The sequence below is a fragment of the Synechococcus sp. R55.3 genome, from assembly GCF_047461975.1.
Lineage (GTDB): Bacteria > Cyanobacteriota > Cyanobacteriia > Thermostichales > Thermostichaceae > Thermostichus.
In genome coordinates, this window is sequence record NZ_JANSIG010000008.1 from 1 (window position 1) to 23,233 (window position 23,233).

At 58.5% G+C, this 23,233-nt stretch carries 20 protein-coding genes and 1 tRNA gene; 13 read left to right on the forward strand and 8 right to left on the reverse strand.

What is annotated here, in order from left to right:
* Positions 1-176: 176 nt before the first annotated feature.
* Positions 177-977, reverse strand: coding sequence for a peptidoglycan editing factor PgeF (gene pgeF / locus NW849_RS02210; protein ID WP_414355722.1), 801 nt, complete (start codon positions 975-977; stop codon positions 177-179).
* The gene (locus NW849_RS02215) at positions 974-1,405 is read right to left on the reverse strand and encodes a DUF3119 family protein (protein ID WP_414355723.1); all 432 of its coding nucleotides are present in this window, start codon (positions 1,403-1,405) and stop codon (positions 974-976) included. Before NW849_RS02215 ends, pgeF begins: the two co-directional genes overlap by 4 nt.
* Positions 1,406-1,836: 431 nt before the next feature.
* Here NW849_RS02215 and NW849_RS02220 point away from each other — a divergent pair, with 431 nt between their 5' ends.
* Positions 1,837-2,748 carry a diguanylate cyclase domain-containing protein gene (locus NW849_RS02220; protein WP_414355724.1) on the forward strand — a complete coding sequence of 304 codons (912 nt, stop codon included), beginning with the start codon at positions 1,837-1,839 and terminating at the stop codon, positions 2,746-2,748.
* A gap of 21 nt (positions 2,749-2,769) precedes the next feature.
* Here the strand turns inward: NW849_RS02220 and gcvH are convergent, their stop codons facing one another.
* Entirely contained in the window at positions 2,770-3,159 is a 390-nt protein-coding gene (gene gcvH, locus NW849_RS02225) for a glycine cleavage system protein GcvH (RefSeq protein WP_011432013.1), read from the reverse strand.
* Positions 3,160-3,241: 82 nt separating this feature from the next.
* Positions 3,242-4,147, reverse strand: coding sequence for an alpha/beta fold hydrolase (locus NW849_RS02230; RefSeq protein WP_011432014.1), 906 nt, complete (start codon positions 4,145-4,147; stop codon positions 3,242-3,244).
* A 142-nt stretch (positions 4,148-4,289) separates the two neighbouring features.
* Between NW849_RS02230 and NW849_RS02235 the strand changes: the two genes are divergently transcribed.
* Both NW849_RS02235 and NW849_RS02240 read left to right on the forward strand, forming a co-directional pair.
* A complete protein-coding gene (locus tag NW849_RS02235) occupies positions 4,290-5,237 on the forward strand; it encodes an NAD(P)H-dependent glycerol-3-phosphate dehydrogenase (protein WP_414355725.1) in 948 nt (315 codons plus the stop codon).
* Positions 5,238-5,528: 291 nt separating this feature from the next.
* The gene (locus tag NW849_RS02240) at positions 5,529-5,894 is read left to right on the forward strand and encodes a response regulator (RefSeq protein WP_414355726.1); all 366 of its coding nucleotides are present in this window, start codon (positions 5,529-5,531) and stop codon (positions 5,892-5,894) included.
* Between the two features lie 119 nt (positions 5,895-6,013).
* On the opposite strand, the gene NW849_RS02245 is transcribed toward NW849_RS02240, so the two are convergent.
* The gene (locus NW849_RS02245; RefSeq protein WP_414355727.1) at positions 6,014-7,093 is read right to left on the reverse strand and encodes a VOC family protein; all 1,080 of its coding nucleotides are present in this window, start codon (positions 7,091-7,093) and stop codon (positions 6,014-6,016) included.
* A 412-nt stretch (positions 7,094-7,505) separates the two neighbouring features.
* On the opposite strand from NW849_RS02245, the gene pflB reads away from it, so the two are divergent.
* From pflB to NW849_RS02280, 7 genes are all read left to right on the forward strand, one after another.
* The gene (pflB, locus tag NW849_RS02250; protein WP_414355728.1) at positions 7,506-9,812 is read left to right on the forward strand and encodes a formate C-acetyltransferase; all 2,307 of its coding nucleotides are present in this window, start codon (positions 7,506-7,508) and stop codon (positions 9,810-9,812) included.
* Between the two features lie 81 nt (positions 9,813-9,893).
* The gene (locus NW849_RS02255) at positions 9,894-10,304 is read left to right on the forward strand and encodes a pentapeptide repeat-containing protein (protein ID WP_414355729.1); all 411 of its coding nucleotides are present in this window, start codon (positions 9,894-9,896) and stop codon (positions 10,302-10,304) included.
* Between the two features lie 225 nt (positions 10,305-10,529).
* Positions 10,530-11,279 carry a pyruvate formate-lyase-activating protein gene (gene pflA, locus NW849_RS02260; RefSeq protein WP_414355730.1) on the forward strand — a complete coding sequence of 250 codons (750 nt, stop codon included), beginning with the start codon at positions 10,530-10,532 and terminating at the stop codon, positions 11,277-11,279.
* A 191-nt stretch (positions 11,280-11,470) separates the two neighbouring features.
* A complete protein-coding gene (locus NW849_RS02265) occupies positions 11,471-11,881 on the forward strand; it encodes an OsmC family protein (protein WP_414343934.1) in 411 nt (136 codons plus the stop codon).
* A 92-nt stretch (positions 11,882-11,973) separates the two neighbouring features.
* Positions 11,974-14,604 (forward strand): bifunctional acetaldehyde-CoA/alcohol dehydrogenase, encoded by a 2,631-nt coding sequence (gene adhE, locus NW849_RS02270; protein WP_414355731.1) that lies wholly within the window; start codon positions 11,974-11,976, stop codon positions 14,602-14,604.
* A gap of 10 nt (positions 14,605-14,614) precedes the next feature.
* Positions 14,615-17,425, forward strand: a complete 2,811-nt coding sequence (locus tag NW849_RS02275) for a GNAT family N-acetyltransferase (protein WP_414355732.1) — start codon at positions 14,615-14,617, stop codon at positions 17,423-17,425.
* Between the two features lie 141 nt (positions 17,426-17,566).
* Entirely contained in the window at positions 17,567-18,607 is a 1,041-nt protein-coding gene (locus tag NW849_RS02280) for a sulfate ABC transporter substrate-binding protein (RefSeq protein WP_414355733.1), read from the forward strand.
* Between the two features lie 3 nt (positions 18,608-18,610).
* On the opposite strand, the gene NW849_RS02285 is transcribed toward NW849_RS02280, so the two are convergent.
* Positions 18,611-19,084: a hypothetical protein gene (locus NW849_RS02285; RefSeq protein ID WP_414355734.1), complete on the reverse strand. Its 474-nt coding sequence runs from the start codon at positions 19,082-19,084 to the stop codon at positions 18,611-18,613.
* Positions 19,085-19,374: 290 nt separating this feature from the next.
* On the opposite strand from NW849_RS02285, the gene moaA reads away from it, so the two are divergent.
* Positions 19,375-20,352 (forward strand): GTP 3',8-cyclase MoaA, encoded by a 978-nt coding sequence (gene moaA / locus NW849_RS02290; RefSeq protein WP_414355756.1) that lies wholly within the window; start codon positions 19,375-19,377, stop codon positions 20,350-20,352.
* On the opposite strand, the gene NW849_RS02295 is transcribed toward moaA, so the two are convergent.
* Entirely contained in the window at positions 20,349-21,713 is a 1,365-nt protein-coding gene (locus NW849_RS02295; RefSeq protein ID WP_414355735.1) for a CRTAC1 family protein, read from the reverse strand. The genes moaA and NW849_RS02295 overlap by 4 nt on opposite strands.
* A gap of 87 nt (positions 21,714-21,800) precedes the next feature.
* Here NW849_RS02295 and rpsT point away from each other — a divergent pair, with 87 nt between their 5' ends.
* Positions 21,801-22,130 (forward strand): 30S ribosomal protein S20, encoded by a 330-nt coding sequence (gene rpsT / locus NW849_RS02300; protein ID WP_414355736.1) that lies wholly within the window; start codon positions 21,801-21,803, stop codon positions 22,128-22,130.
* A 102-nt stretch (positions 22,131-22,232) separates the two neighbouring features.
* Here the strand turns inward: rpsT and NW849_RS02305 are convergent, their stop codons facing one another.
* On the reverse strand, positions 22,233-22,670 hold the full coding sequence (locus NW849_RS02305) for a hypothetical protein (protein ID WP_414355737.1): 438 nt from the start codon (positions 22,668-22,670) through the stop codon (positions 22,233-22,235).
* A gap of 485 nt (positions 22,671-23,155) precedes the next feature.
* Here NW849_RS02305 and NW849_RS02310 point away from each other — a divergent pair.
* A tRNA-Arg gene (locus tag NW849_RS02310) sits at positions 23,156-23,228 on the forward strand.
* The last annotated feature ends 5 nt before the right edge of the window (positions 23,229-23,233 follow it).

A 23,233-nucleotide genomic window follows, 5' to 3' on the forward strand; every position in this document is an offset into this window, starting at 1 on the left:
TTCTACTCAAAGCTTTGCGGGATACCGCCATTCTGTTTGGAAACAAACAGAATGCTATCGCTGCATAGTTGAACAGTGATGTTCAGCAGTGTTCAGCGTAAATGTATCAGCCCTGTCTTGAGCGCAATTATAGCCACTACTTCCCGTTCCTCCGGGCAGAACTGGGTCAAGTCTGCCTACGGCCGCAGGCCGATTCCCGACCACTGCACGCAATGACGGCCCTGCTCATCCTTCAGGGATCCATCGCGGCGATAGGAAAAGAAATCTTGGGGCTGGCTGAGGGTGCAATGGGGGCTGACGGCAATGTGTTCAGGGGGGATCCCTTTGGCTTGGGCTTGGGCACCGTTGACCCAGCGCAGATCCAGGCGAACCTTGCCAGGCAGAGGATCGGGCAAGAGAGCAGCGCGGGCATCCAGCCCTAGGGGTAGGCTTTGCAGCACCTGCTCCGCCACCTCCTCTGACACCTGATAGACCGACCCCGAAATGGAAGGCCCGATGGCCACGCGGATCCCAGCAGCAGGGATCCCCGCCCGGAGAAACTCCTGCAGCACCTTGGGCAAAATCCCCGCAGCAGTGCCTCTCCACCCGGCGTGAATGGCCGCCACCCATTCTCGACTGGCCACCAAAATCGGCACACAGTCAGCGGTGCAGACCCAGGCAGAATCCCCTTGGCGGCGGGCAATGACCGCATCCGCCTGAGAACGGGTAGAGATCCCTTGACCAACAGAGCAGTCCTGCTCTCCCTTCTGTCCAAGGGTTTCCGTGATCCCATCTGCCCAAACCCAGTTGCAGCCATGCACCTGATGGCCCCACGCGGCCCGTTCAGGGGGCAGTTGCAGCCGAGCGGCCAACTGAGATGGGGGATGGGGATGACCTTGGCGAGAGCCAAAAGCGTGAGGCCACTCCGCCAAAAGCTGACACTCCAGCCAGCGCCATCTCTCTGCCTGCTGCCAAACCCACAAGGCGGAGCCACTCATCGGCGGGAGCTACCCGGACCAGCAATCGGCGGGGATCCTTGAGACCGATGTTGGGCGTGGAGATGACCCACCCGCTCTTCCAAACACATCTTCAGCTCAGCAGGGTTAAACAGCATCGGCAAAAAATGAATGCTTTTGGTTTCTCGGAAAAAGAACAACACCGGCAGCGGCGGCCAGAAAATTTGCCAATCCTGCCACTCGCTGTAGGGAAACTCGCGGATGCGCTTGGAGCCGCTGTAGACCTGCAGCGCCGTCCTGGTAAAGGCCAGCCCGATCAGAGAGGTCTGCACCATCAAAAACAGGCCGAACAGACCCACCCCCAGCCCCGCCCAAAGCGAAAGCCAGAACAACGGTACCGCCAAAGCCAACACCGACAGGCTGAGGCGAAAATCCGGAGTCAATAGATGGGCAGAATTGGGCCTGATCATGCCCCACTCCTCCTCTCAGGGATCCCAGACCCATTCTAGGCCGCCTCGGCAACTCTTCAGAAGTCAGAGGATCTGTAGGACATAGAGGAGAGAGCCTCTTCTCGAAATCAGGGAACGAGGGGCAAACCGAACCCGTTTTTTGAGTTATCCCGAAAAATACTTGGGATCCTGGGGAAATTGGGGTTTGCCATTGAGCTTCTTCCCACAGCTGGCCGATACAACCGCGCAGGCGGGATGGAATCCTCGCGTAGCTCTCAACTGAGGGCCTCACCGCGTGCGATGGTATACGATAAACTCCAGAGTTCCGCAGGTTTACAGATCAGAACCGGCAAGACGACCCCCATCTACCCAAATGCGCCCTTGGGAAAACCGGCATAATACGGATATAACGAGTGCTTACTGCTAACCCGCACAATTCGTTGGACCTCTCCATGCCTCTCGACCCTCTCTCTCAGTTGCCAGAGGAGCCAACCACTCAGATCCCCTTGGAGTTTTACGAGCGCAGACCCCAGCCTGAGGCAACTGCGGCCTTTCTAACGGTGCTCAGCGGCGCCAATGTGGGCATGACGTTTCCCTTGGCAAGGGGTGGGGTTTTGGGGCGCAGCCACCGCGCGGACATTCAGCTCTTGGATCACGCCGTCTCCCGGCAGCACTGTCGGCTGGAGAGAGAAGATGAAGGTTATGTCCTCACCGACCTGGAGAGCCTCAACGGCACATATGTTAACGGCGAGCGCGTCAGCCGCGTTCTCCTGAAGGATGGAGATTACATTCAAGTGGGGGCCAGCACCCTCAAGTTTGCCTACTACAACGCGGCAGAAGAAGCCTTCTTTTTGCAAATGGCCACTGCTGCCCTCTATGACCCGCTAACCGGTCTGTATAACCGACGTTTTTTCCTGAAGCAACTGGAGCTGGAGATCCCCTTTGCTCTTCGCCATCAAATTCCTCTCCACGTGCTCTACCTGGATTTGGATGGGTTTAAGCAAATCAACGACCGCTGGGGGCACTGGGTTGGGGATCAAACCTTAATCCAGGTGGCGCGGCGATTGCAAGCTCACGTTCGCCAAGATGATCTGGTGGCCCGCTTGGGGGGCGATGAGTTTGCCCTATTGGTGCGTGGGATCCCAAACCCGCAAATCTTGGGGCTGACAGAACGCTTGCGGCAGGCCGTCCAGTCCCTGTCGGTGCAGGTGGAAGCGGAGATCATCTCCCTGAGCTGCAGCGTGGGCATCGCCTCTCTGCTGGAGCTGGAAGAAGGAACTGACCCACAAAGTCTGCTGGCTGCTGCCGACAAAGCCCTCTACCGGGCCAAAGCTGAGGGTGGTAACCGAGAGACTTTCCTGTAGCTCGAGGCCACCTGTTGGGGTTCAGGATCCCTCCACCAAACTGGCGTAGGCTTCGGCACTCATGGTGTCTTCCAAGTCTTCGGGGTTGGCAATGCGCACCTTGATCAGCCAGCCATCGCCATAGGGATCGTCAGCAAGGCTTTCGGGGCTCTCCACCACCGCTGTATTCACGGCCACCACCTCTCCAGAAAGAGGGGCATAGAGATCTTCGACGGCTTTGACCGATTCCACCGAGCCAAAGCTTTCCCCTTTTTCAATCTCTGTCCCTTCTTCGGGCAAGCCCACGAAAACGATATCCCCCAGTTGATCGACGGCATAAGCTGTGATCCCAATCACCGCAATATCATCCTCAACATGGATGTACTCGTGGGTGTCCACGTAGCGCAGATGGGATGGATACTCCAGGGCCATGCCGGTTCTCCCGTAGAATTCAGTGGATTATTCTAGGGTCAACCCTTGAAGATGGTAAAGAGCGGATCCCAAGCCCGGCCCGCTAGAGAAACTCCATCAGCAGCCGATTGACCGTTTGCGGAGCTTCCTGCTGCGCCCAATGGCCGCATTCGGGGATGTACTCCTTGCGCAGGCCGTTGGGGAAAAAGGGATCCATCCCCTCGGTTAGCTCGCGGCTGAGGGCAAAGTCTTCTTCTCCCCAAATCAGCAGGGTGGGGGCGAGGATTTGCCGCATGGGCTGCAAAAACAGGTTCTGCAAAGTGGGCAGGTTAAAAAGCTGGCGGTAGTAGTTGAGGGCAGAGGTGAGAACCTTGGGTTTGGAGAGGGCCTCTTGGTAGAGCTTGAGGTCGTGGCGGGTGAAGGCGCTTTTGCGCACCGAAGTTTCCTGGAAAATGCGGCGCACCCAATCTCCCAAGTCCCATTGCAGCACCCACTCTGGCAGCCAAGGCAACTGAAAAAAGAACAAGTACCAACTGCGGCGCAGTTGATCCAAGTTGCTCAAGAACTCCCGCCGGAAGCAGGCCGGATGGGGAGAATTGAGGACGGCCAGCTTGCGAATCTCCTCAGGGAAAAATTGCGCCCAGTGCCAGGCAATGGCTCCCCCCCAATCGTGGGCTACGACCACCGCTCTTCGGGCCCCAAAGTGGCTTAGCAAGCCGCGGATATCCTCGGTAAGGGTATCCAGGTCATAGCCGTGATCCGGTTTGTCGGAATCGTTGTAGCCGCGCATATCGGGTGCCACCACGCGAAACCGCTGCGCCAACACCGGAATCTGATGCCGCCAGGAGTACCAAAACTCCGGGAAACCGTGCAACAAGATCGCCAGCTCCCCTTCCCCTTGGGTGACATAGTGCAGTTGAATGCCATTGGTAAGGGCATAGCCGTGCTGCCAGGTTCCCATCTTGGCGGCTACCTCAGGAGGAAGACGGGGGATCCCTGCTTCTGCCATGTCGTCTGCTCTCGAGCTAACCCATGATTTGGTATCCACCCATACTAACCTTTGCCGTTGGTCTTCCCTTCGCCGGTGCAGGTTTTTTGAGAGGCATCCTACGAAGAAAGCTTAAGAGAAAGTCTGCGGGTGAACAGATTAGATGAACACTAGCGCAGAAGGCCAAAGCCCAACATCTCCTCAAAGCGTTGCTATTTTGGGAGCCGGGGCTTGGGGAAGTACCCTGGCAATGCTGGCTCAGGGGCAAGGGCACCGGGTGCGGGTTTGGGATCGCCGCAAGGGCCTGGATTTGGCAGAGGTGCTCCAGGGATCCCAAATTCTCATCTCAGCCGTCTCTATGGCGGGGGTGCGCCCTGTGGTGGAAGCAGTGCGCCAGGTGGGGATCCCACCGCAGGCAATTTTGGTCTCGGCCACCAAAGGGTTGGATCCACTGCAGCTTCTGACCCCTACCCAAATTTGGGGGGCCACCTTCCCGGAGCAGCCCCTGGTGGTGCTCTCGGGGCCTAATCTTTCGGCGGAGATCCGCCAAGGCTTGCCGGCAGCAGCAGTGGTGGCCAGCCGGGATCCCTGGGCCGCTGTGCAGGTGCAGTATGCCCTTTCCTCGGAGCGGTTCCGCCTCTATACCAGCAGCGATCCGCTGGGAGTGGAGCTAGGCGGCACCCTGAAAAATGTTATCGCCATCGCTGTTGGCGTGTGTGATGGCTTGCAACTGGGGGCCAATGCTCGTGCGGCTCTGGTTACCCGCGGCCTGGCAGAGATGATCCGGGTGGGATCCAAGCTGGGGGCACGGGCAGAAACCTTCAACGGCCTGTCGGGGTTGGGGGATCTGCTGGCCACCTGTCACAGTTCCCTCAGTCGCAACTACCGGGTGGGCTACGGGCTGGGCCAGGGCAAGCCTTTGTCGCAGATTTTGGCCGAAATGGAGGGTACTGCCGAGGGCGTTTACACAGCTCCGGTCGTTGTAAAAATTGCCGCCCAACACGGGATCCCCGTGCCCATTACTCAAGAGGTTCACCAGTTGCTGCAAGGGCAGACCACTCCCACCGCCGCTCTCGCCCGCCTGATGGAACGACAACTGACCTCAGAATAGGCTGCCCTCCCCCCCGGCCCCTCTCCCAAAGGAGGAGAGGAGTTTGGGCTACCTGGCATAACCGCAAATCTACGGATGAGGAAAGTTGTTCCGCACTCTATCAGGATTTTTGCAGAGCCGTGGGATCCCAGAATGAGCGATTTGGCGGAGTTTTTTTTCCAGAGTTTCCCTATGCTGCAGCTGTAGTTCTTCGACTTGTTCTTGCATCAACTCGGATCTCTCTGGCTCCGGGAAGGCGGACAGTAGGCCCGACAGGTTGGGCCAGGTCTTTGTTTAATTTTTTACAAAGTTATGTCCAAACGCATCCTGGTGATTGAAGACGAACCCTCTATCCGTACCTACCTGCAGAAGGTGTTGCAAAGAGCGGGGTACGACGCGGTGGCGGCCACCGATGGAGAGGAGGGTTTGCAGATGGTGCGCACGCTGATGCCGGACTTGGTGTTGTGCGATGTGGTGATGCCCAAGCTGAACGGCTATGGGGTGCTGGATGCTCTGAGATGGGATCAGTCCACGGCTCACATCCCCTTTGTCTTTCTCTCCTCGAAAATCTCTCCCGAAGAGATTGAACAGGGGTTATGCTTTGGCTCCGATGCCTATTTGACGAAGCCCGTTGACCAAAAACACCTGTTGAAAGCCGTTGCTGCCCAATTGTCTTGAGTTGACCGCCTTCCGCATACCCGAACGGTCGGCTGGAAACTCTGGGTGCAGTTGTGTTGATTGAACTGGAGACATTCCCCTAGTGCTCCCACCGGATCCCCAGAGCGTTGACGAGGGTGTTAACAGGCCCGAGCCTTCTGCCGTTGTCGCTGTTGGCGTTCTAGAGCTTCAAACAGGGCTTGAAAATTGGCTTCGCCAAAGCCTGTGGCTCCACCCAATCGTTGGATGACCTCGAAAAAAAACGTGGGCCGACCAAACAGAGGCTGAGTGAAGGTTTGCAACAACAGGGGGGGGTGTGGGGAATCAGAAGCAGGCAAGGTGGCATCCAAAAGGAGCTGCTGCTCCACCAAGTCGTGCCAGGAGATGGCGGGGGGCAACCCACCAGAACGGAGTATTGCTCCAGAAGCCAGCTCCCTTGCCAGGTTTGTGTAATACTCCGACGGCACCTGCAGAAAGTTTACGCCCCCCTGTCGCAGCCGGCGCACACCGGCAACGATATCCGAGCTATGCAACGCCGCATGTTGCAGGCCGGGGCCACGATGGGCATCCAAAAACTCTTGAATCTGGGAAGCGGCACAGGTGGGCTCGTTGATGGCCAATTGGATCCCTGCTTCAGGATCTCCCACCACCACACTTTCTAGGCCGGAGTTGTCGGTGCGGATGCTGTAGCGATACAAAGGCCGCCAACCCAGCACCTGCCCATACCAATCCGCTGCCGCCTGCAGGGATCCCCGCTCCACATTCAACACCACATGATCCCAGTGGGAAAACAAGTTCTCCTCGGCGGGAGCTGAATCGAGGATCCCTGAGCTGGGGATCAAAGAATGCCTGAGTCCATAAGGAGTGCGCAGGCACAGAGCAGGGCAGCCTTCGTCTTCTGCCGGGATCCACTCCACTTGGGCTCCTCGCCTCTGCAAAAGCTCTGCCAAGCCCGACAGCTCTTGCTCCCCCACCGCTAAGGCCACATCCACCACGCCAGGGGAATGTTGCTGTAAATAGCGATCCACCTCATCCCCAGGGCAAGCAGGCTGAGACAGGCGCAAGCGCAGGGATCCCTGACGCAGACAGAGGGTGCTGCCGAGCTGTCCTTCCACCCGGAAGCCCCAAACCTGACAAAAGTGTTCCTGCCAACGGGGCAGATCCCAAAGATAGAAGTGCAGGTGGTGGATCCCTTGGACGATTCGATTGGACTGGTTCATAGAGCAAAGCACTGCTAACGCGAACGTCGAGTGTCCTGACGTTCTCACGGCAACAGGCGACCTGGGCCGCCCTACCTCAGCATAGGCCCGCCATTTGCCGATGGAAAAGCGTAAAACAACATTAAGAAGGCATTAAGACAGTGTTAAAAAATAGGATAAAAATAAGATTAAAAAACCACGCGACCGAAAATATCCTCAGAGCGCAAGGGACTAAAATTGGATTAGGCGAGGTGTATTTAGAACGCCTAAAAAAGAAACAGAAGAGTTGCTAAAAGCCCTTCGTAGGATCCCTGGAAGCCTTGCAGAGATTGGGTAGTTCTTTGGCTCTTTTTTAAGCCTGCGTGGGGCAACTGCCGAGGTGTCACCTCGCCTTGTCGATAGATTATCAGGCGTAACAGCCGGGAGGATGGTTATGGTTGCCAGTGTGCAGCGTTCTGTAGCATCACCTACAGAATTGAAGGCGCAACCAAGGACGGGATCCAACGCAGACGGTCAAAGAATTTTGAGCGATTTTGCGCCGGGATCCTGGCAGCGCTGCATCGATGTCAGAGACTTTATTCAACGGAATTACACCCCCTACACCGGCGATGAAACCTTTTTAGCTGCAGCCACCGAGCGCACCCAGCGGCTGTGGGCCAAGGTCAAGGATTTGATGGCTCTGGAGCGAGAGCGAGGGATCCTGGACGCCGATACCGCCGTTCCCTCTACCATCACCAGCCACGCCCCTGGCTACATCGACCCAGAGTTGGAACAGATTGTGGGGCTGCAGACGGACAAGCCTCTAAAGCGGGCCATCCTGCCCTTTGGCGGCATCCGCGTGGTGGAGTCTTCCCTCAAAGCCTATGGCTATGAGCTGGATCCGCGCACCAAGGAAATCTTCACCCAGTACCGCAAAACCCACAACGACGGCGTTTTCGATGCCTACACCGAAGAGATGCGCCGCTGCCGCCGCTCTGGGATCATCACCGGCCTGCCGGATGCCTACGGTCGGGGTCGCATCATCGGGGACTACCGGCGGGTGGCCCTCTACGGGGTGGATCGGCTCATCGAAGACAAGCAGGCCCAAAAAGCCAGCCTAGACCTGGACACGATGGACGAAGAGACCATCCGCCTGCGGGAGGAGCTCTCCGAGCAGATCAAAGCCCTGCAAGAGCTGAAAGAGATGGGATCCCGCTACGGGTTTGACCTGGGCCGTCCGGCGGCCAACGCCCGCGAAGCCATCCAATGGCTGTACCTGGCCTACTTGGCAGCGGTCAAGGAGCAAAACGGGGCAGCCATGTCCTTGGGGCGGGTGTCCACCTTCTTGGACATCTACATCGAGCGGGATCTGCAGGCCGGGATCCTCACCGAAGAAGAAGCGCAGGAGCTCATCGACCACTTCGTCATGAAGCTGCGCATGGTGCGGTTTTTGCGCACCCCTGAATACAACGAGCTGTTCAGCGGGGATCCCACCTGGGTTACCGAGTGCATCGGCGGCATGGGCCTGGATGGGCGGCCTTTGGTTACCAAAACCAGCTTCCGCATGCTGCACACCCTTTACAACCTGGGGCCGGCGCCAGAGCCCAACTTGACCGTGCTTTGGTCGGAGCGGCTGCCGGAAGCCTTCAAGCGCTACTGCGCCAAGGTCTCCATCGAAACCAGCTCCATCCAGTACGAAAACGACGACTTGATGCGCCCCTACTGGGGAGATGACTACGGCATTGCCTGCTGCGTGTCGGCCATGCGCATCGGCAAGCAAATGCAGTTCTTTGGGGCGCGGGTGAACTTGGCCAAGTGCCTGCTCTACGCCATCAACGGCGGTCGGGACGAGATCTCCGGCGAGCAGGTGGCCCCGGCCTATGCCCCCATCACCGCCGACGTGCTGGAGTACGACGAGGTGTGGCCGCGCATGGCGCAGATGATGGCCTGGCTGGCCAAGACCTACGTCAACACCATGAACATCATCCACTACATGCACGACAAGTACTGCTACGAGCGCCTGGAGATGGCCCTCCACGACCGGGACATCCTGCGCACGATGGCCTTTGGGCTGGCCGGCCTGTCGGTAACTGCCGACTCCCTGTCTGCCATCAAATACGCGCGGGTACGGGCCATCCGGGATGAGCGGGGCCTAGTGGTGGATTACGCGGTGGAGGGCGACTTCCCCAAATACGGCAACAACGACGACCGAGTTGACTCCATTGCGGTGCAACTGGTGCAGACCTTCATGGCGGAGCTGCGCAAGCACAAGACCTACCGCAATGCGGTGCCCACCCAGTCCATCCTCACCATCACCTCCAACGTGGTCTACGGCAAGAAAACCGGCAATACTCCCGATGGGCGGCGAGCGGGCGAACCCTTTGCCCCAGGGGCCAACCCCATGCACGGCCGGGACACCAAGGGGGCGGTGGCGTCGCTGGCTTCGGTGGCCAAGCTGCCCTACGACGACGCTCTGGATGGGATCTCCAACACCTTCTCGATTGTGCCGGCGGCCCTAGGTCGCACAGCGGAGGAGCGGGTTGCCAATCTAGTGGGGCTGCTGGATGGCTACATGCGGGATGGCGGTTTCCACCTCAACGTCAATGTTCTCAACCGCGAGACCCTGCTGCATGCCATGGAGCACCCGGAGCTCTACCCACAGCTCACCATCCGGGTTTCCGGCTATGCGGTGAACTTCATCAAGCTCACCCGCGAGCAGCAACTGGATGTCATTAACCGCACGTTCCATCAACACTGCTAAAAGACCAGCCTGGGGATCCCTGAAGTCCGCCCATACCGGGGTCGATGGAAGGGATCCCCCATCGATAACCGAGGAGGCCCGATGACGATGACTGTTTGTAGCGCTGCGGATCTGGTCAGCCAGTATGCCTCAGGACGGCGCGATTTTCGGGAGATCGATTTGCAAGGGGCTAACCTGCAGGGGATCCATTTGGCCGGTGCCGATCTCAGCTATGCCGACTTCGGCGGAGCCAACTTGGCGGGGGCTAATTTGCGGGGGTGCGATCTCAGTTTTGCCGACTTCAGCGGAGCCAACCTATTGGGAGCCGATCTGCGGGGATGTCTCCTCTTTGGCAGCGATTTTCGAGAGGCCCTCTTAGAAGGCGCCCTGCTGGATCACGCAGATGTCGATGCCTATACCCATTTCCCGAAGGATTTTGATCCCAAGGCCCATCGCCTACACGGCATCGCGGTGGATACTTCTGTGCAGGGCCCACGTAACCCATCGGTCTGAGCTGGGTGGGATCCCCAAGCTGCCCTTTCGGCTTTTTATCCCCCTTTCTCCCTTCCAGCCAGGATAGCAGCGGTCTAGCTAAAAGACCCTAGGGATCTAAAAAAATCTAGTCCCAACCTAATCCAAAGAGAAATGGAAACTGTGTTCTATTTAACCTGAGTTAGCAATCTGGAAGAAAACCTCAAGATTGATTGATATTTTGCAAAAGTCATCCAGGATAAAAGTATGGATACCGTTATGAACCCCCTGACACCAATTGCTGGGCGCATTCACTCGGTGGAAACCTGTGGCACCGTCGATGGGCCAGGAATCCGCTTCGTAATTTTTACACAGGGTTGTCCACTTCGCTGTTTGTATTGCCACAACCCTGACTGTCGGGATCCGGAGGCGGGACAGCTTGTTACGGTTGAGTCTTTAATTGCCGAGATCCAACGTTACAAGAATTACTTGCGAGAGGGGGGAGTTACGGCTACCGGGGGAGAGCCTTTGCTGCAACCCACCTTTGTAGCTGAGATCTTCCGTCGCTGTCATGAGTTGGGCTTGCACACGGCTTTGGATACTTCTGGCTATGGGCAACTGGAAGCAGCCAAGCCTGTGTTGGAGCATACAGATTTGGTGTTGCTCGATATCAAGTCTTATCTGCCGGAGCTGTATCGAAAGGTCACCGGTGTTTCGCTAGAACCCACTCTTAATCTGGCCCGCTATTTAGACCAGATCCACAAGCCTACCTGGATTCGTTTTGTGCTGGTTCCCGGCTTGACGGATCCCGAAGAAAACATAAAGGGTTTGGCTCAGTTTGTGGCGACGCTTTCTAACGTTGAGCGGGTAGAAGTTTTGCCCTTTCACAAGATGGGGGAATACAAATGGCAGCAATTGGGATTGCCTTACACCCTTGCCGATGTCGATCCACCCACACCCGAACAGGTGAATCACGCCTTACAAATCTTTCGGGATCAAGGACTGGTAGCTATTTGACAATTCTGCAGTTGCGGCTTGGGTCAGCATAGCCAGGTCACGCTTAGATCCGAAGTGATTCACAGTTAATCTCTAAAATCTCTGCACCGTCTCCAGATTGGCCCTGAGCTGACTGGAATCCAAGTTGATCCCCAGGCTAACTTTACGGACTCTATGTGAACTGAAGAATACCCCAAGAGGAGGGATCCCCAATGGAAGTTTGCGTCACCTACCGCGATGGTGTTCAGTTCCAAGCGGAAAGCCGAGGGCACCGCATTCTCAGCGACCAGCCTTTGGACAATCACGGTCGAGATCAGGGAATGACGCCGCCGGAATGGTTTCTGGCTTCTCTGGGCGCCTGTGTTGGTTTTTATGCCGTCAAATATCTGGAAGCTCGGCAGTTGGATCCCAGTGGACTAGAGGTGGTGGTCACGGCGGAGAAAGTTGAGCATCCGGCTCGCCTAGACAACATTCACATTCGTGTAAAAACTGGGATCCCGCTGGACGGAAGGCATCAAAAGGGGCTGGAAAAAGCAGTTGATGCCTGCATCATTCACAATACGCTCACCCATCCCCCCACCCTGACCACCGAAATCCAAGTTCCTGCTCCTGTTGGCGCCTAGATTGCCATTCGGGTTATTCGACTATTTCCAACTATCCGATTGTCAATTGTTCCTATCGTCTAAGTCTTGATGAGTTTTGGAGGGATCCACCGATGCCAGTAACCAATCTAGCCGAGCTGGAAACCTTGATCCAGCAGGTGAAGGCTGCCCAAGCTGAATATGCAACTTTCACCCAAGAACAGGTAGACCGGATTTTTCACAAAGCCGCTCTGGCTGCCAACAACGAACGGATCCCGTTGGCCAAGCTGGCGGTACAGGAAACCGGCATGGGCATTGTGGAAGACAAGGTGATCAAAAATCACTTTGCCTCGGAATACATTTACAACAAATACAAACACGAGAAAACCTGCGGGGTTATCGAGCGGGATGAGAGCTTTGGCTACGAGAGAATTGCTGAACCGGTGGGTCTTTTGGCAGGTATTGTGCCGGTAACCAACCCTACCTCGACGACAATTTTCAAGGCTCTGATCACCCTCAAAACCCGCAACGGCATTATCTTTTCTCCCCACCCGCGGGCTAAACAATGCACCATTGCCGCGGCCAAAGTGGTCAGAGAAGCTGCCGAGGCAGCGGGCGCTCCTGTGGGGTTGATCGGCTGGATCGACGAGCCCACCATCGAGCTTTCTCAGGCCTTAATGCAGCATCCTGAGGTGAAGCTGATCTTGGCTACCGGCGGGCCTGGCATGGTCAAAGCGGCCTATTCTTCGGGCCACCCGTCTTTGGGGGTGGGAGCGGGCAATACCCCGGCAGTGATCGATGCCAGTGCCGACATCCCCACAGCCGTCAGCTCGATTCTGTTGAGCAAGACCTTCGACAACGGCATGATCTGTGCCTCAGAACAGGCAGTGGTGGTGGTGGATGCCATCTACGAGCAGGTCAAGGCCGAGTTTCGCCATCGGGGGGCCTACATTTTGGATCTGGAACAAACCGAAGCAGTGCGCCGCATCCTTCTCAAAGACGGTCGCCTCAATCCGGCCATTGTGGGCCAACCGGTGCAAACCATCGCCACCCTGGCCGGGATCCAGGTTCCCGAAGGTGCCAAGCTGTTGATCGGGGAAGTGGAGAAGGTGGGGCCTGAGGAGCCCTTCTCCTACGAAAAATTGGCCCCCATCTTGGCCCTCTACCGAGCCAAGGATTTTCACGCTGCTGTGGAAGTGGCCGTTCAACTGGTCAATTTCGGGGGCAGGGGGCATACCTCTGTTTTGTACACAGATCCCGCCAATCGAGACGATATTGCCTACTTTGAGAATGCCCTACAAACGGCGCGAGTGTTGATCAATACTCCCTCTTCCCAGGGGGCAATCGGGGATCTCTACAACTTCAAGCTGGATCCCTCTCTGACCTTGGGCTGTGGCACTTGGGGGGGCAACTCTGTCTCCGACAATGTGGGGCCGCATCACCTGCTCAACCTCAAAACCGTGACCCAACGCCGGGAAAACATGCTCTGGTTTCGGATCCCGCCCAAGATTTACTTCAAGCCCGGATGTCTACCCATTGCTCTGCGGGAATTGGCCGGCAAAAAACGCGCCTTTTTGGTGACCGATAAGCCGCTCTTTGAACTGGGCATGTTGCATCCCATCACCCAGGTTTTGGATGAGATTCGCGTGAGCTGGGATGTGTACCACGATGTAGAGCCGGATCCCACCCTCAGCAACGTCAATCGCGGTCTGGAGCAGTTGCGCCAGTTTCAACCGGATGTGATTATTGCGGTCGGCGGGGGATCCCCGATGGATGCGGCCAAGGTGATGTGGCTGATGTACGAGCAGCCCCAGGTGGAGTTTGATGGCTTGGCGATGCGCTTTATGGACATCCGCAAGCGGGTTTACGAGCTGCCCCCACTGGGACAAAAAGCTCAGCTCATCTGCATCCCCACCACTTCCGGCACCGGCTCCGAGGTGACGCCCTTTGCCGTGGTGACCGATGACCGGGTGGGGATCAAATACCCGCTGGCGGACTACGCCCTCACCCCCACCATGGCCATTGTGGATCCGGATCTCACCCTCAAGATGCCCAAGAAGCTGACGGCTTACGGGGGTATCGATGCCCTCACCCACGCTCTGGAAGCCTATGTGTCGGTGATGGCCAGCGATTTTACCGATGGGCTGGCCCTGCAGGCCATCAAGCTCCTGATGACCTACCTGCCGCGGGCCTACGAGAAGGGCGCCGAGGATCCCGAAGCGCGGGAAAAAGTCCACTACGCCGCCACCATTGCCGGCATGGCCTTTGCCAACGCCTTTTTGGGGGTGTGCCACTCCCTGGCCCACAAGCTGGGATCCACCTTCCATCTGCCCCACGGACTGGCCAACGCCCTGATGATCACCCACGTCATCCGCTACAACGCCACCGACGCCCCCTTTAAGCAGGCCATCTTTCCCCAATACCGCTATCCCAACGCCAAGCACCGCTACGCGGAAATTGCCGATTACCTACAGTTGGGCGGGGCGGATGACGATGAAAAGGTCATGCGCCTGATTGAGGCCATCGAAGAGCTCAAGCGGAAACTGGAGATCCCGGCCACCATTCGCGAGGCCCTGGGCGAGAAGGAGCGGGAGTTCTACGACCGTCTGGAGACCATGGCGGAGCAAGCCTTTGACGACCAGTGCACCGGCGCCAACCCCCGCTATCCCCTCATTCAGGACATGAAGGAGCTGTACGTCCTGGCCTATCAGGGCTGCCGGGTGGATTCTGCTCTCTACCACCAGCCGGAACCAGTGTTGGCCTAAGGAGTAGGGTATGTGGCAACGACTGGATCCCAGTGTGGATATCTGGAGGGCCCGATCCCATCCCCTGAATCCCATTTTTCTGCCCCGTTCGGTGGCGGTGGTGGGGGCCACGGAGCGGGAGGGCAGTGTGGGGCGGACGGTGTTGTGGAACCTCATCAGCCACCCCTTTGGCGGCACGGTCTACCCCGTCAATCCCAAGCGGCACCAGGTGTTGGGGATCCGGGCCTATGAGCGGCTTTCCGCTTTGCCGGAGCCAGTGGATCTGGCTATTATTGCCATTCCGGCAGCGGGAGTGCCCGAGGTGGTGCAAGAGTGTGTGGAAGTGGGGGTCAAGGGTGCCATCATCCTCTCGGCAGGCTTCAAGGAAACGGGCCCTGCTGGCTGGGAGCTGGAGAAGCAAATTCAGCAGACTATCCAATCGCGTCAGCGGGACGGAGTCCTTGGGAAGCTGCGCTTGATTGGCCCCAACTGCCTAGGGATCCAAAACCCCCACACGGGCTTAAACGCCACCTTTGCTGCCCAGATGGCCCGGCCCGGCAATGTGGGCTTCATCAGCCAAAGTGGGGCCCTGTGCACCTCGATCCTGGACTGGAGCCTGCAGGAAAATGTGGGCTTCAGTGCCTTTATCTCTCTGGGATCGATGCTGGATGTGGGCTGGGGAGACTTAATCGACTACTTGGGCGAGGATCCCCATACCCACAGCATTGTCTTGTACATGGAATCCATCGGGGATGCCCGCTCTTTTCTGTCCGCGGCCCGAGAGGTGGCCCTGAGCAAGCCCATCATTGTCATCAAGGCGGGGCGCACCCAGGCGGCAGCCCAAGCAGCCGCTTCCCACACGGGCTCCCTCACCGGCAGCGACGCAGTGTTGGATGCGGCCTTCCGCCGTTGCGGCGTGCTGCGGGTGGATCACATTGAAGATCTCTTCGACCTGGCGGAGGTGCTGGCCAAACAGCCCCGTCCTCAGGGCCCTCACCTGACCATCCTCACCAATGCCGGCGGGCCAGGGGTGCTGGCCACCGATGCCCTCATCCGCGCCGGGGGATCCCTGGCCCAGCTCTCCCCCCAAACCCTGGAGCAGCTTAACCAGCTCTTGCCCCCCCACTGGAGCCACGGCAATCCCATTGATATTTTGGGGGACGCAGATCCGGAGCGCTTTGCCCAAGTTTTGGAAGTGGTGTTGCGGGATCCCGGCAGCCAGGGCTGTCTGGTCATCCTCACCCCCCAAGCCATGACGGATCCCACCCGCACGGCTGAGAAAGTGGTGGAGACCTGGCGGCGCAGCGGATCCCGGCAGCCCATTCTGGCCAGTTGGATGGGGGGAGCTGGCGTGGATGTCGGCGAGCAGATCCTCAACCAGGCCGGGATCCCTACCTATCGCTACCCGGATCAAGCGGCGCGGGTGTTCGGCTATTTGTGGCGATTTAGCTACAACCTCAAGGCCCTCTACGAGACCCCCACTCTGCCCCCTTCAACAGCGGTAGAGCGCGACAAGGTGCAGCAAACCTTTAGCCAAGCTCGGCGGGAAGGTCGAACGCTTCTAACCGAGGCGGAGTCCAAAGAGATCCTGGCCGCCTACGGGATCCCGGTGGTGCCGACGCGGGTGGCTGAGAGTCCCGAAGCGGCGGTGGAAGCTGCCGAGGCTATGGGCTACCCGGTGGTGGTGAAACTCTACTCCCACACCCTCACCCACAAGACCGAGGTGGGTGGCGTGCAGCTCAACCTGCCCGATGCCGAGGTGGTGCGGCGGGCTTTTGGGCAAATTTACCGCAACGTTACCGAAAAAGCGGGGCCCGAGCACTTCCAGGGGGTCACGGTGCAGCCCTTTGTGGCAGCGGGACAAAGTCCTTTGGTGGGCACGGATGGCTACGAGCTGATCTTGGGCAGCAGCCAGGATCCCCAATTTGGGCCGGTGTTGCTGTTTGGCAGTGGCGGACAACTGGTGGAGGTGTTTCAAGATCGCTCCATTGGCCTTCCCCCCCTCAACACCACCTTGGCGCGGCGCCTGATGGAAAACACCCTCATCTACAAGGCCCTCAGGGGGGTACGCGGACGCCCAGCTGTCGATCTGGAGGCCCTGGAACAGCTCTTGGTGCGCTTTAGCCAACTGGTGGCCGAACAGCAGGACATCCGAGAAATTGACATCAACCCGCTGCTGGCTTCTGCCAAGGGGTTGGTGGCCCTCGATGCCCGCGTTATTTTGCGAACGGAGCAGGATCCCCAGGTGCCTTTGGCCATCCGCCCCTACCCCACCCAGTACATCTGGCCCTTCCGGGACGGCATCACCATCCGCCCCATCCGCCCCGAAGATGAGCCTCTGGTGATCGATTTTCACCGCCACGTCTCCGATTACAGCGTCTATCTGCGCTACTTCCACCCGATCAAATACAGCGCCCGCATCGCCCACGAGCGCCTTACCCGCATTTGCTTTAACGATTACGACCGCGAGATTGCCTTAGTAGCAGAAAAACAGGAGCCAGAGGCCAATCGCGTCAGCGGGACGAAGTCCTTAATCCTCGGCATCAGCCGCCTCTCCAGAAAACATGGCTTTCCCCAAGAAGCAGAGTTTGCCATGCTGGTGGCGGATCCCTATCAAAGACAGGGGATTGGCACGGAGCTGTTGACCCGCCTCATCCAGGTGGCCCGCTGCGAAGGGATCCAGCGCCTCACCGGCGAGGTTCTTGGCGAAAACGAGGCGATGCGCCGCCTGTGTCAGCGGCTGGGGTTCCAGTTGCACCCTTCTCCAGAGGATCCTGGCATTCTCAAGGCCACGCTGGATCTCGCTGTCGATGCGGCGATCCCCACCCCCTGTCCTGCCTAGGGATCCTTAAATAAAAACGGTTTGCCGACCGGCTTACCGTAGAATAGGAACAAGGGCCTGCTCCTTCCGCCTACAGCAAGCGGAGCCCCTCTGTCGGAGAGAGGCTGGGGGCGAGGGCGGCCCGAGGTTTTGAGGACGGCTATGGAGGTTACAAAGACAGGCGGGATCCAGAGGCTGCTGGCGAGCGGGGGACGGTGGCTGGGGATGGGATCCCTGCTGCTCTGCCTTCTGCTTGGCCTTGGCGGCTGTGGCCGAGGGGGGGGATTGCAGGGGGAAGTCAGGATCCTCCTCGCTTCTTTTGCGGTGACGCGGGATGCCTACCGGCAGATCATCCCTGCTTTTGAGGCCGATTGGCTGGCGAAAACGGGGCAACGGGTGCGCGTAGAAAGCAGCTACGGCGGCTCAGCAACGCAATCGCGGGCGGTCATCAACGGGCTGGATGCCGATGTGGTGGCCTTGGCTCTGGCCCTGGATGTGGAGCGCATCGTGGCTGCCGGTCTCATTCAGCCGGGGTGGGAAGCCCGCACCCCCAACCAAGGGATCGTCACCCGCTCGGTGGCGGTGATTGTGACGCGGGAGGGCAACCCCCAGGGGATCCGCTCTTGGCAAGATCTGGCTCGGCCCGGCTTGCAGGTGGTTACCGCCAACCCCAAGACCTCAGGGGGCGCCCGCTGGAACTTTTTAGCCCTCTGGAGCGCTGTCCCTGAACCCCAGGCTCTGGCCTTCACCACCCAGGTCTACAAAAATGTCCGTATTTTGCCGCGGGACTCGCGGGAGGCCACCGATGTTTTTTTCCAGAAAGGGCAAGGGGATGCCCTGATTACCTACGAACATGAGGTGATCCTGGCGGGCTTGCGCGGCCAATCCCTGTCCTATGTGGTGCCCGACCCCAACATTTCCATCGACAACCCCGTAGCCGTGGTGGATGCCAATGTGGATCGCAAAGGTACCCGTGCCGTGGCCGAAGCCTTTGTGGACTACCTATTCACCCCAGAAGCGCAGCGGGCCTTTGCCGAGGTGGGCTTTCGCCCGGTGGAGCCGACGGTGGCCCAAGAGTTTGCCTGGCGGTACCCTCCTGTTGAGAAGCTGGTTACCGTCGCCGACCTGGGAGGCTGGGAGGTTGTCCAAAACCGCTTTTTTGCCGATGGGGCCTTGTTTGACCGCATCCAAGCCCAGTTTTGACGCTCATCCCGCTAACGCAAACCAAGTAGCAGGAGATTCCCCCTTCACCGAGTCTTGACCCGATGCCCTAGAGGACATCCCCGCCAGAACCTCTCCAGGGGCCTTTGAGGACTTCGTCCCCCTGGCGAGCACCTCACCGCGCTCCCCAACCCGATCCCGCAGCACCATCCCACCGGCAACATCCCTGGGCAGCCAACAGCCACAAGAGCACTCATACCAGCGGGTTCTCAGCGCCTCACCCCACGCCGGACACTCCTGAGAGGTGCCTGCCGCCCTCTCTCTGGCTCCAGCCTTGCCCCGCTTGAACCCAACCCAGGGCAGCGCCGAGTTCAGGAACTGCCCATGACCGGCCTCCACCATAGGCTTGCCCAGCACCCTGCGCCTTGAGGGTGGACTCATGGTCAGGGTTGTGATGGGCGCGTTGTGTATCACCACCTGCTGCCTGCCTTCCTGTGGCGGTGCGCCTTTGTCGGTCATCACACAAAAGCCATAGGCTGAGCAGCCAGCGGAGATGGAGGGATTGTTCTTTCTGCTGGCTCGCTGCTTCACCACCCCTGCTGCACGCGAAGCACTGCAATGAATCTGGGTAGAGATTTGCACCTCAATCCTCGCAGTATCCTGCAAACTGGAGGTGTTGCCCCCGCCAGCTAAAATCTCAAGACGGTTCTCGCTGCCTTCACGGATGAAGACTCTGGGAGGTTTTCCAAAAGCGACGGAAAGTGCCCTTGAGGGGAAAGGTTGCCATTTTTTTCCTGGCCCAGCTTGCCATGCCGACCGTTAACTATCTGCGCATCAGCTTGATCGATCGCTGCAATTTCCGCTGCCAGTACTGCATGCCTGACGAGGCGGAGTTGACGTGGCTGCAAGCCCCAGAGCGTTTAACGGATGAGGAAATCCTCACGTTGGTTCGAGAGGTGTTTTTGCCCTTGGGGATCGATTGCTTTCGCCTCACCGGCGGCGAACCCCTGCTGAGGCCGGGGCTGGAGCACCTCATCCGGGCTCTATGCAGCCTGCCTGGGGTGAGAGATGTGGCCCTTACCACCAACGGCTTCAACCTCAGCCAAAAGGCCCAACTCCTCTATGAAGCGGGGCTGCGCCGCATCAACATCAGCTTCGATTCCCTCAACCCCGAGACCTTTCGGCTGATCACAGGGCGGGATCGCTGGCAGCAGGTCTGGGCCGGGATCCAAGTTGCCCACCAAGTGGGGTTTGATCCCCTCAAGTTGAATGTGGTGGTGATCCCTGGGCTCAACGAATCGGAAGTGGAAGATCTGGCTGCCCTTACCCTGGAGCGGCAATGGCATGTGCGCTTCATCGAGTTTATGCCCATTGGCAATGCCGCCCTCTTTCAGCAGGCCGGCTGGGTGGAGTCTGAGGTGCTGCGACAGCGAATTCGCGCTCGCTTTGGCCTGGAACCTGGGTTTGTGGCCGGCAATGGGCCGGCGGATGTGTTTCGAATCCCGGGGGCAAAAGGCACCTTGGGCTTTATCAGCCAGATGTCGGAGTGCTTTTGTGATCGATGCAACCGCATGCGGCTATCCAGCGACGGTTGGCTGCGCCCTTGCCTGCTCAACGAATCCGGCCAAATCAACCTGCGGGATCCGCTGCGAGCTGGGATCCCTGCCGAAAGGCTAAGACAGCAGGTGCGAGAACTGCTGGACATCAAGCCGGACATCAACTTCAAAGGACGGGACACCGGCAGCCAGGGATCCTACCGGCGCACCATGTCTCAGATTGGCGGCTAGCGGGGATAAGGGATCCGCAAAAGCTGGTTGACCGGTGGGTGGGCCACCTGCAACTGTTTCCCATCCGGCCACTGGATCTGGATTTCCTTGACCCCTGTTTCGGATCCCAGGCCAAAGTGGGCCACCGGCTCCATCTGACAGAGGTAGCCGCTGCCGGCGTCGATGGCCTGGATCTGGGTACGGGTGGAGGTGAGCAGCCTTACCAACGCGCCGCGGGCCGGGGCTCCCTGGCGGGTGAGGGGCAGAACTCTCAGCCAGTTGTTGGCATTGGCCTGAGGGCGATAGAAGCTGAGAGGCTGGGCGCCAGACTCCCCATGGGCAATCAACAATTCCAGACGACCATCCCCATCCACATCGGCCACCGCTGCTCCTGTCCCCAATCCCTGCGGCTCGGCAGCATCTCCAATGTCAATGGCTTGCCAACGGCCTGAGCGCCATGCAAACAGACGGTTGGGCTCGCCGATGTTGTTGAAAAACAGCTCTGGGTAGCCGTCGTTGTCGAAGTCGGCAGCGATGACTGTGCGAATGCGGGAGGGCCTAGCCAACTCCGGGGGGGCTACATCCTTAAAAAAACCGCTGGGGGTCTGGATCCAGAGGCGATGGGGGCCTTCCCAGTTGCCATAGAGCAAATCCAGCCGTCCATCCCCATCCAGATCCACCGCTGCCACGCCGCGCCCATGCTCGTCGGGATCTGCTAGGCCCACCTCAGCGGCAATCTCTTCAAAGGTGCCATCTCCCCGGTTGCGAAACAGAAAGTTAGGTCCCTGCTCATTGACGGCAAAAATGTCCATCCGCTGCGAGACCAAGGGCACGGCCACCAACCCCCGCCCGCCCGTCACCCGATTGAGTCTCGCTTCTGGCGCCACATCGGCGATCATTTGGTTAGGGCCCAACTCGTAGAGGCGCATAGGGCCGCCGTAGTTGGCTACGAAAAATCCATAGCTCCCCTGGCCAAGACGATCCACACAAGCTACAGAGCGACCTGCCGTCAAGTTGAGGGCATCTTGGTTTTGCGGCAGGGAGAACAGGTCCACCCAGCGAGATCCCTGCCAGTCGAAGAGGCGATCCCCAAAGCGCTTGCGCCCGCCGAAGGTATCGGTGTTCAAGACATAAAGTTCTTCCTGCCCGTCCCCGTCAAAGTCGGCAGCAGCCACCCCAATTGCCATGCGCCCTGCATCGGCCAGGGTGTCGTCTGCTTGATCCACCAGGGCTTGCCCATCCCACTTCAAGACTCGATTGGAGCCGCGGAACCCGCACACAAACAGCTCAAAGGCCCCATCCCGATCCAAATCGCAAGCGGCAACCCCGTAGAAAAGGGCAGGTGGGTTAAAGCGGATCTGCGAGCTGCAATCTTGGAACATGGGGATCCCATCGGAGAACAATAGGAACTGGTGGAGCTTCCAGCTCTGATGGTATGCTGGATCTTCGCTGGAACTTCCCCTTCAACCATGCCACGCATCAAATCTGCCATCAAGCGCGTTCAGATCGCAGAGCGGAATCGGCTGCGCAACAAAGCCACCAAAGCAATGGTGCGCGCTCTGATGAAGAAAGTGATCTCCCTCTCGGCTGCCTACGCTGCCAACCCACAGCAAGAAACTCTGCAGGAAATCCAGGCGGCTATGAGTGCTGCTTTCAGCCGCATTGATAAAGCTGCCAAAACCGGCGTTCTGCACAAAAACACAGCCGCTCGTCGTAAGGCTCGGCTGGCCCGGATTGTGAAGCTATCCGTGGCTTCCTCGGAAAAATCCCAGGCTGAGGCTTTGGGTGGGCGTGATTGACTTCTCCTGCTGCTTCGGAAGTGGTGCTTGTGCGGGATTTCAGCCGCACGCAAACGAGATTTTGCCTCGGTGCCGGCAGGGATCCCAAGTAGCAGCCAAAACCTAATCTTGAGTATCCAACCTGTGCACCAACCAGCGCCGCAGCGGATGCCACACCGGCAAGGATAGGATCCAGCGGGATTGCTGCTCCAGCATGAGACGCTCCACCGGATACAGGCCGAACAGCTCATAGCGGCTTTGGGCAATCAGGATCCCCATCGTGAAGCTGACACAGAGCAACAACCCCAAAGTCGGCCATCCTGGGCGGTGAAACAAGGCATATCGCAGGCCCGTCCAAGTAAAGTAATCCCACAGGCGGGCTATATCCGCTCGCAAAGCCCAAAGGCTAGGGATCCCGACTACCAGCCACAGCAGGCCCAGAAAGATGAAGCTACCGCCGTGGTAGAGGCGCAACAGGCGCTTGGCTGCCGGAGACAGAGCTTGAGTGCCAGAGGCAGCTTTCTTTTCCGCAGCTGAGCCAGGATCAGGGAGCAAGGGCATGGGGATCCCAATTTTCGACACCTCAACACCCATTTTGGACTTATCTCCGACGCAATAGCTCGGTTGCATGGGATCCTCGAACTCAAACGAGTACTTTTCTGCTTTCGGCTCGCCCATTTTAAGGGATCGATGCACAGGGAGCCCAGTTGTGGCTCTCCCGCTGCACAGCGCCATCCAAAAAGGCACTGATCAAAGCATCTGCTCAAAGCATCTGCCGTCTGCAAGTCTTCCTTATCCGTACAGTCAAGTTTCCTGAGAGACGCCCAGACGTCCCGTTCCAAGAGCTTGGCAGACGATCTCTTTGACGTTCATATCCTGAGCGAAAACCAACATTCCCATGGTGAAGGGTCCCGCCCTGGCTCCCTAAGTCAAACCGCGCAATTTGCCCAAGCAACAATGCAGAACTCAAGGTCAGAGGCAGGTTGGTCGGGGTCAGAGAATGGGAACTGGGTCGGGGATATAATGGCTCTGCACCCTTTTCTTCGGCCTTGCTAGCTCAAAGGATAGAGCACCGACCTTCTAAGTCGATGGTTGCAGGTTCGAGTCCTGCGCAAGGCGCTGGC

Excerpts from the sequence above, each read along its gene's own strand:
- pflA (WP_414355730.1), top strand. The coding sequence starts at position 10,530 with ATGGATACCGTTATGAACCCCCTGACACCAATTGCTGGGCGCATTCAC.
- NW849_RS02255 (WP_414355729.1), top strand. The coding sequence starts at position 9,894 with ATGACGATGACTGTTTGTAGCGCTGCGGATCTGGTCAGCCAGTATGCC.
- pgeF (WP_414355722.1), bottom strand. The coding sequence starts at position 977 with ATGAGTGGCTCCGCCTTGTGGGTTTGGCAGCAGGCAGAGAGATGGCGC.
- NW849_RS02240 (WP_414355726.1), top strand. The coding sequence starts at position 5,529 with ATGTCCAAACGCATCCTGGTGATTGAAGACGAACCCTCTATCCGTACC.
- NW849_RS02230 (WP_011432014.1), bottom strand. The coding sequence starts at position 4,147 with ATGGCAGAAGCAGGGATCCCCCGTCTTCCTCCTGAGGTAGCCGCCAAG.
- NW849_RS02295 (WP_414355735.1), bottom strand. The coding sequence starts at position 21,713 with ATGTTCCAAGATTGCAGCTCGCAGATCCGCTTTAACCCACCTGCCCTT.
- NW849_RS02245 (WP_414355727.1), bottom strand. The coding sequence starts at position 7,093 with ATGAACCAGTCCAATCGAATCGTCCAAGGGATCCACCACCTGCACTTC.
- rpsT (WP_414355736.1), top strand. The coding sequence starts at position 21,801 with ATGCCACGCATCAAATCTGCCATCAAGCGCGTTCAGATCGCAGAGCGG.
- NW849_RS02305 (WP_414355737.1), bottom strand. The coding sequence starts at position 22,670 with ATGCCCTTGCTCCCTGATCCTGGCTCAGCTGCGGAAAAGAAAGCTGCC.
- gcvH (WP_011432013.1), bottom strand. The coding sequence starts at position 3,159 with ATGGCCCTGGAGTATCCATCCCATCTGCGCTACGTGGACACCCACGAG.
- NW849_RS02275 (WP_414355732.1), top strand. The coding sequence starts at position 14,615 with ATGTGGCAACGACTGGATCCCAGTGTGGATATCTGGAGGGCCCGATCC.
- pflB (WP_414355728.1), top strand. The coding sequence starts at position 7,506 with ATGGTTGCCAGTGTGCAGCGTTCTGTAGCATCACCTACAGAATTGAAG.
- moaA (WP_414355756.1), top strand. The coding sequence starts at position 19,375 with ATGCCGACCGTTAACTATCTGCGCATCAGCTTGATCGATCGCTGCAAT.
- NW849_RS02285 (WP_414355734.1), bottom strand. The coding sequence starts at position 19,084 with ATGACCGACAAAGGCGCACCGCCACAGGAAGGCAGGCAGCAGGTGGTG.
- NW849_RS02265 (WP_414343934.1), top strand. The coding sequence starts at position 11,471 with ATGGAAGTTTGCGTCACCTACCGCGATGGTGTTCAGTTCCAAGCGGAA.
- NW849_RS02235 (WP_414355725.1), top strand. The coding sequence starts at position 4,290 with ATGAACACTAGCGCAGAAGGCCAAAGCCCAACATCTCCTCAAAGCGTT.
- NW849_RS02215 (WP_414355723.1), bottom strand. The coding sequence starts at position 1,405 with ATGATCAGGCCCAATTCTGCCCATCTATTGACTCCGGATTTTCGCCTC.
- NW849_RS02220 (WP_414355724.1), top strand. The coding sequence starts at position 1,837 with ATGCCTCTCGACCCTCTCTCTCAGTTGCCAGAGGAGCCAACCACTCAG.
- NW849_RS02280 (WP_414355733.1), top strand. The coding sequence starts at position 17,567 with ATGGAGGTTACAAAGACAGGCGGGATCCAGAGGCTGCTGGCGAGCGGG.
- adhE (WP_414355731.1), top strand. The coding sequence starts at position 11,974 with ATGCCAGTAACCAATCTAGCCGAGCTGGAAACCTTGATCCAGCAGGTG.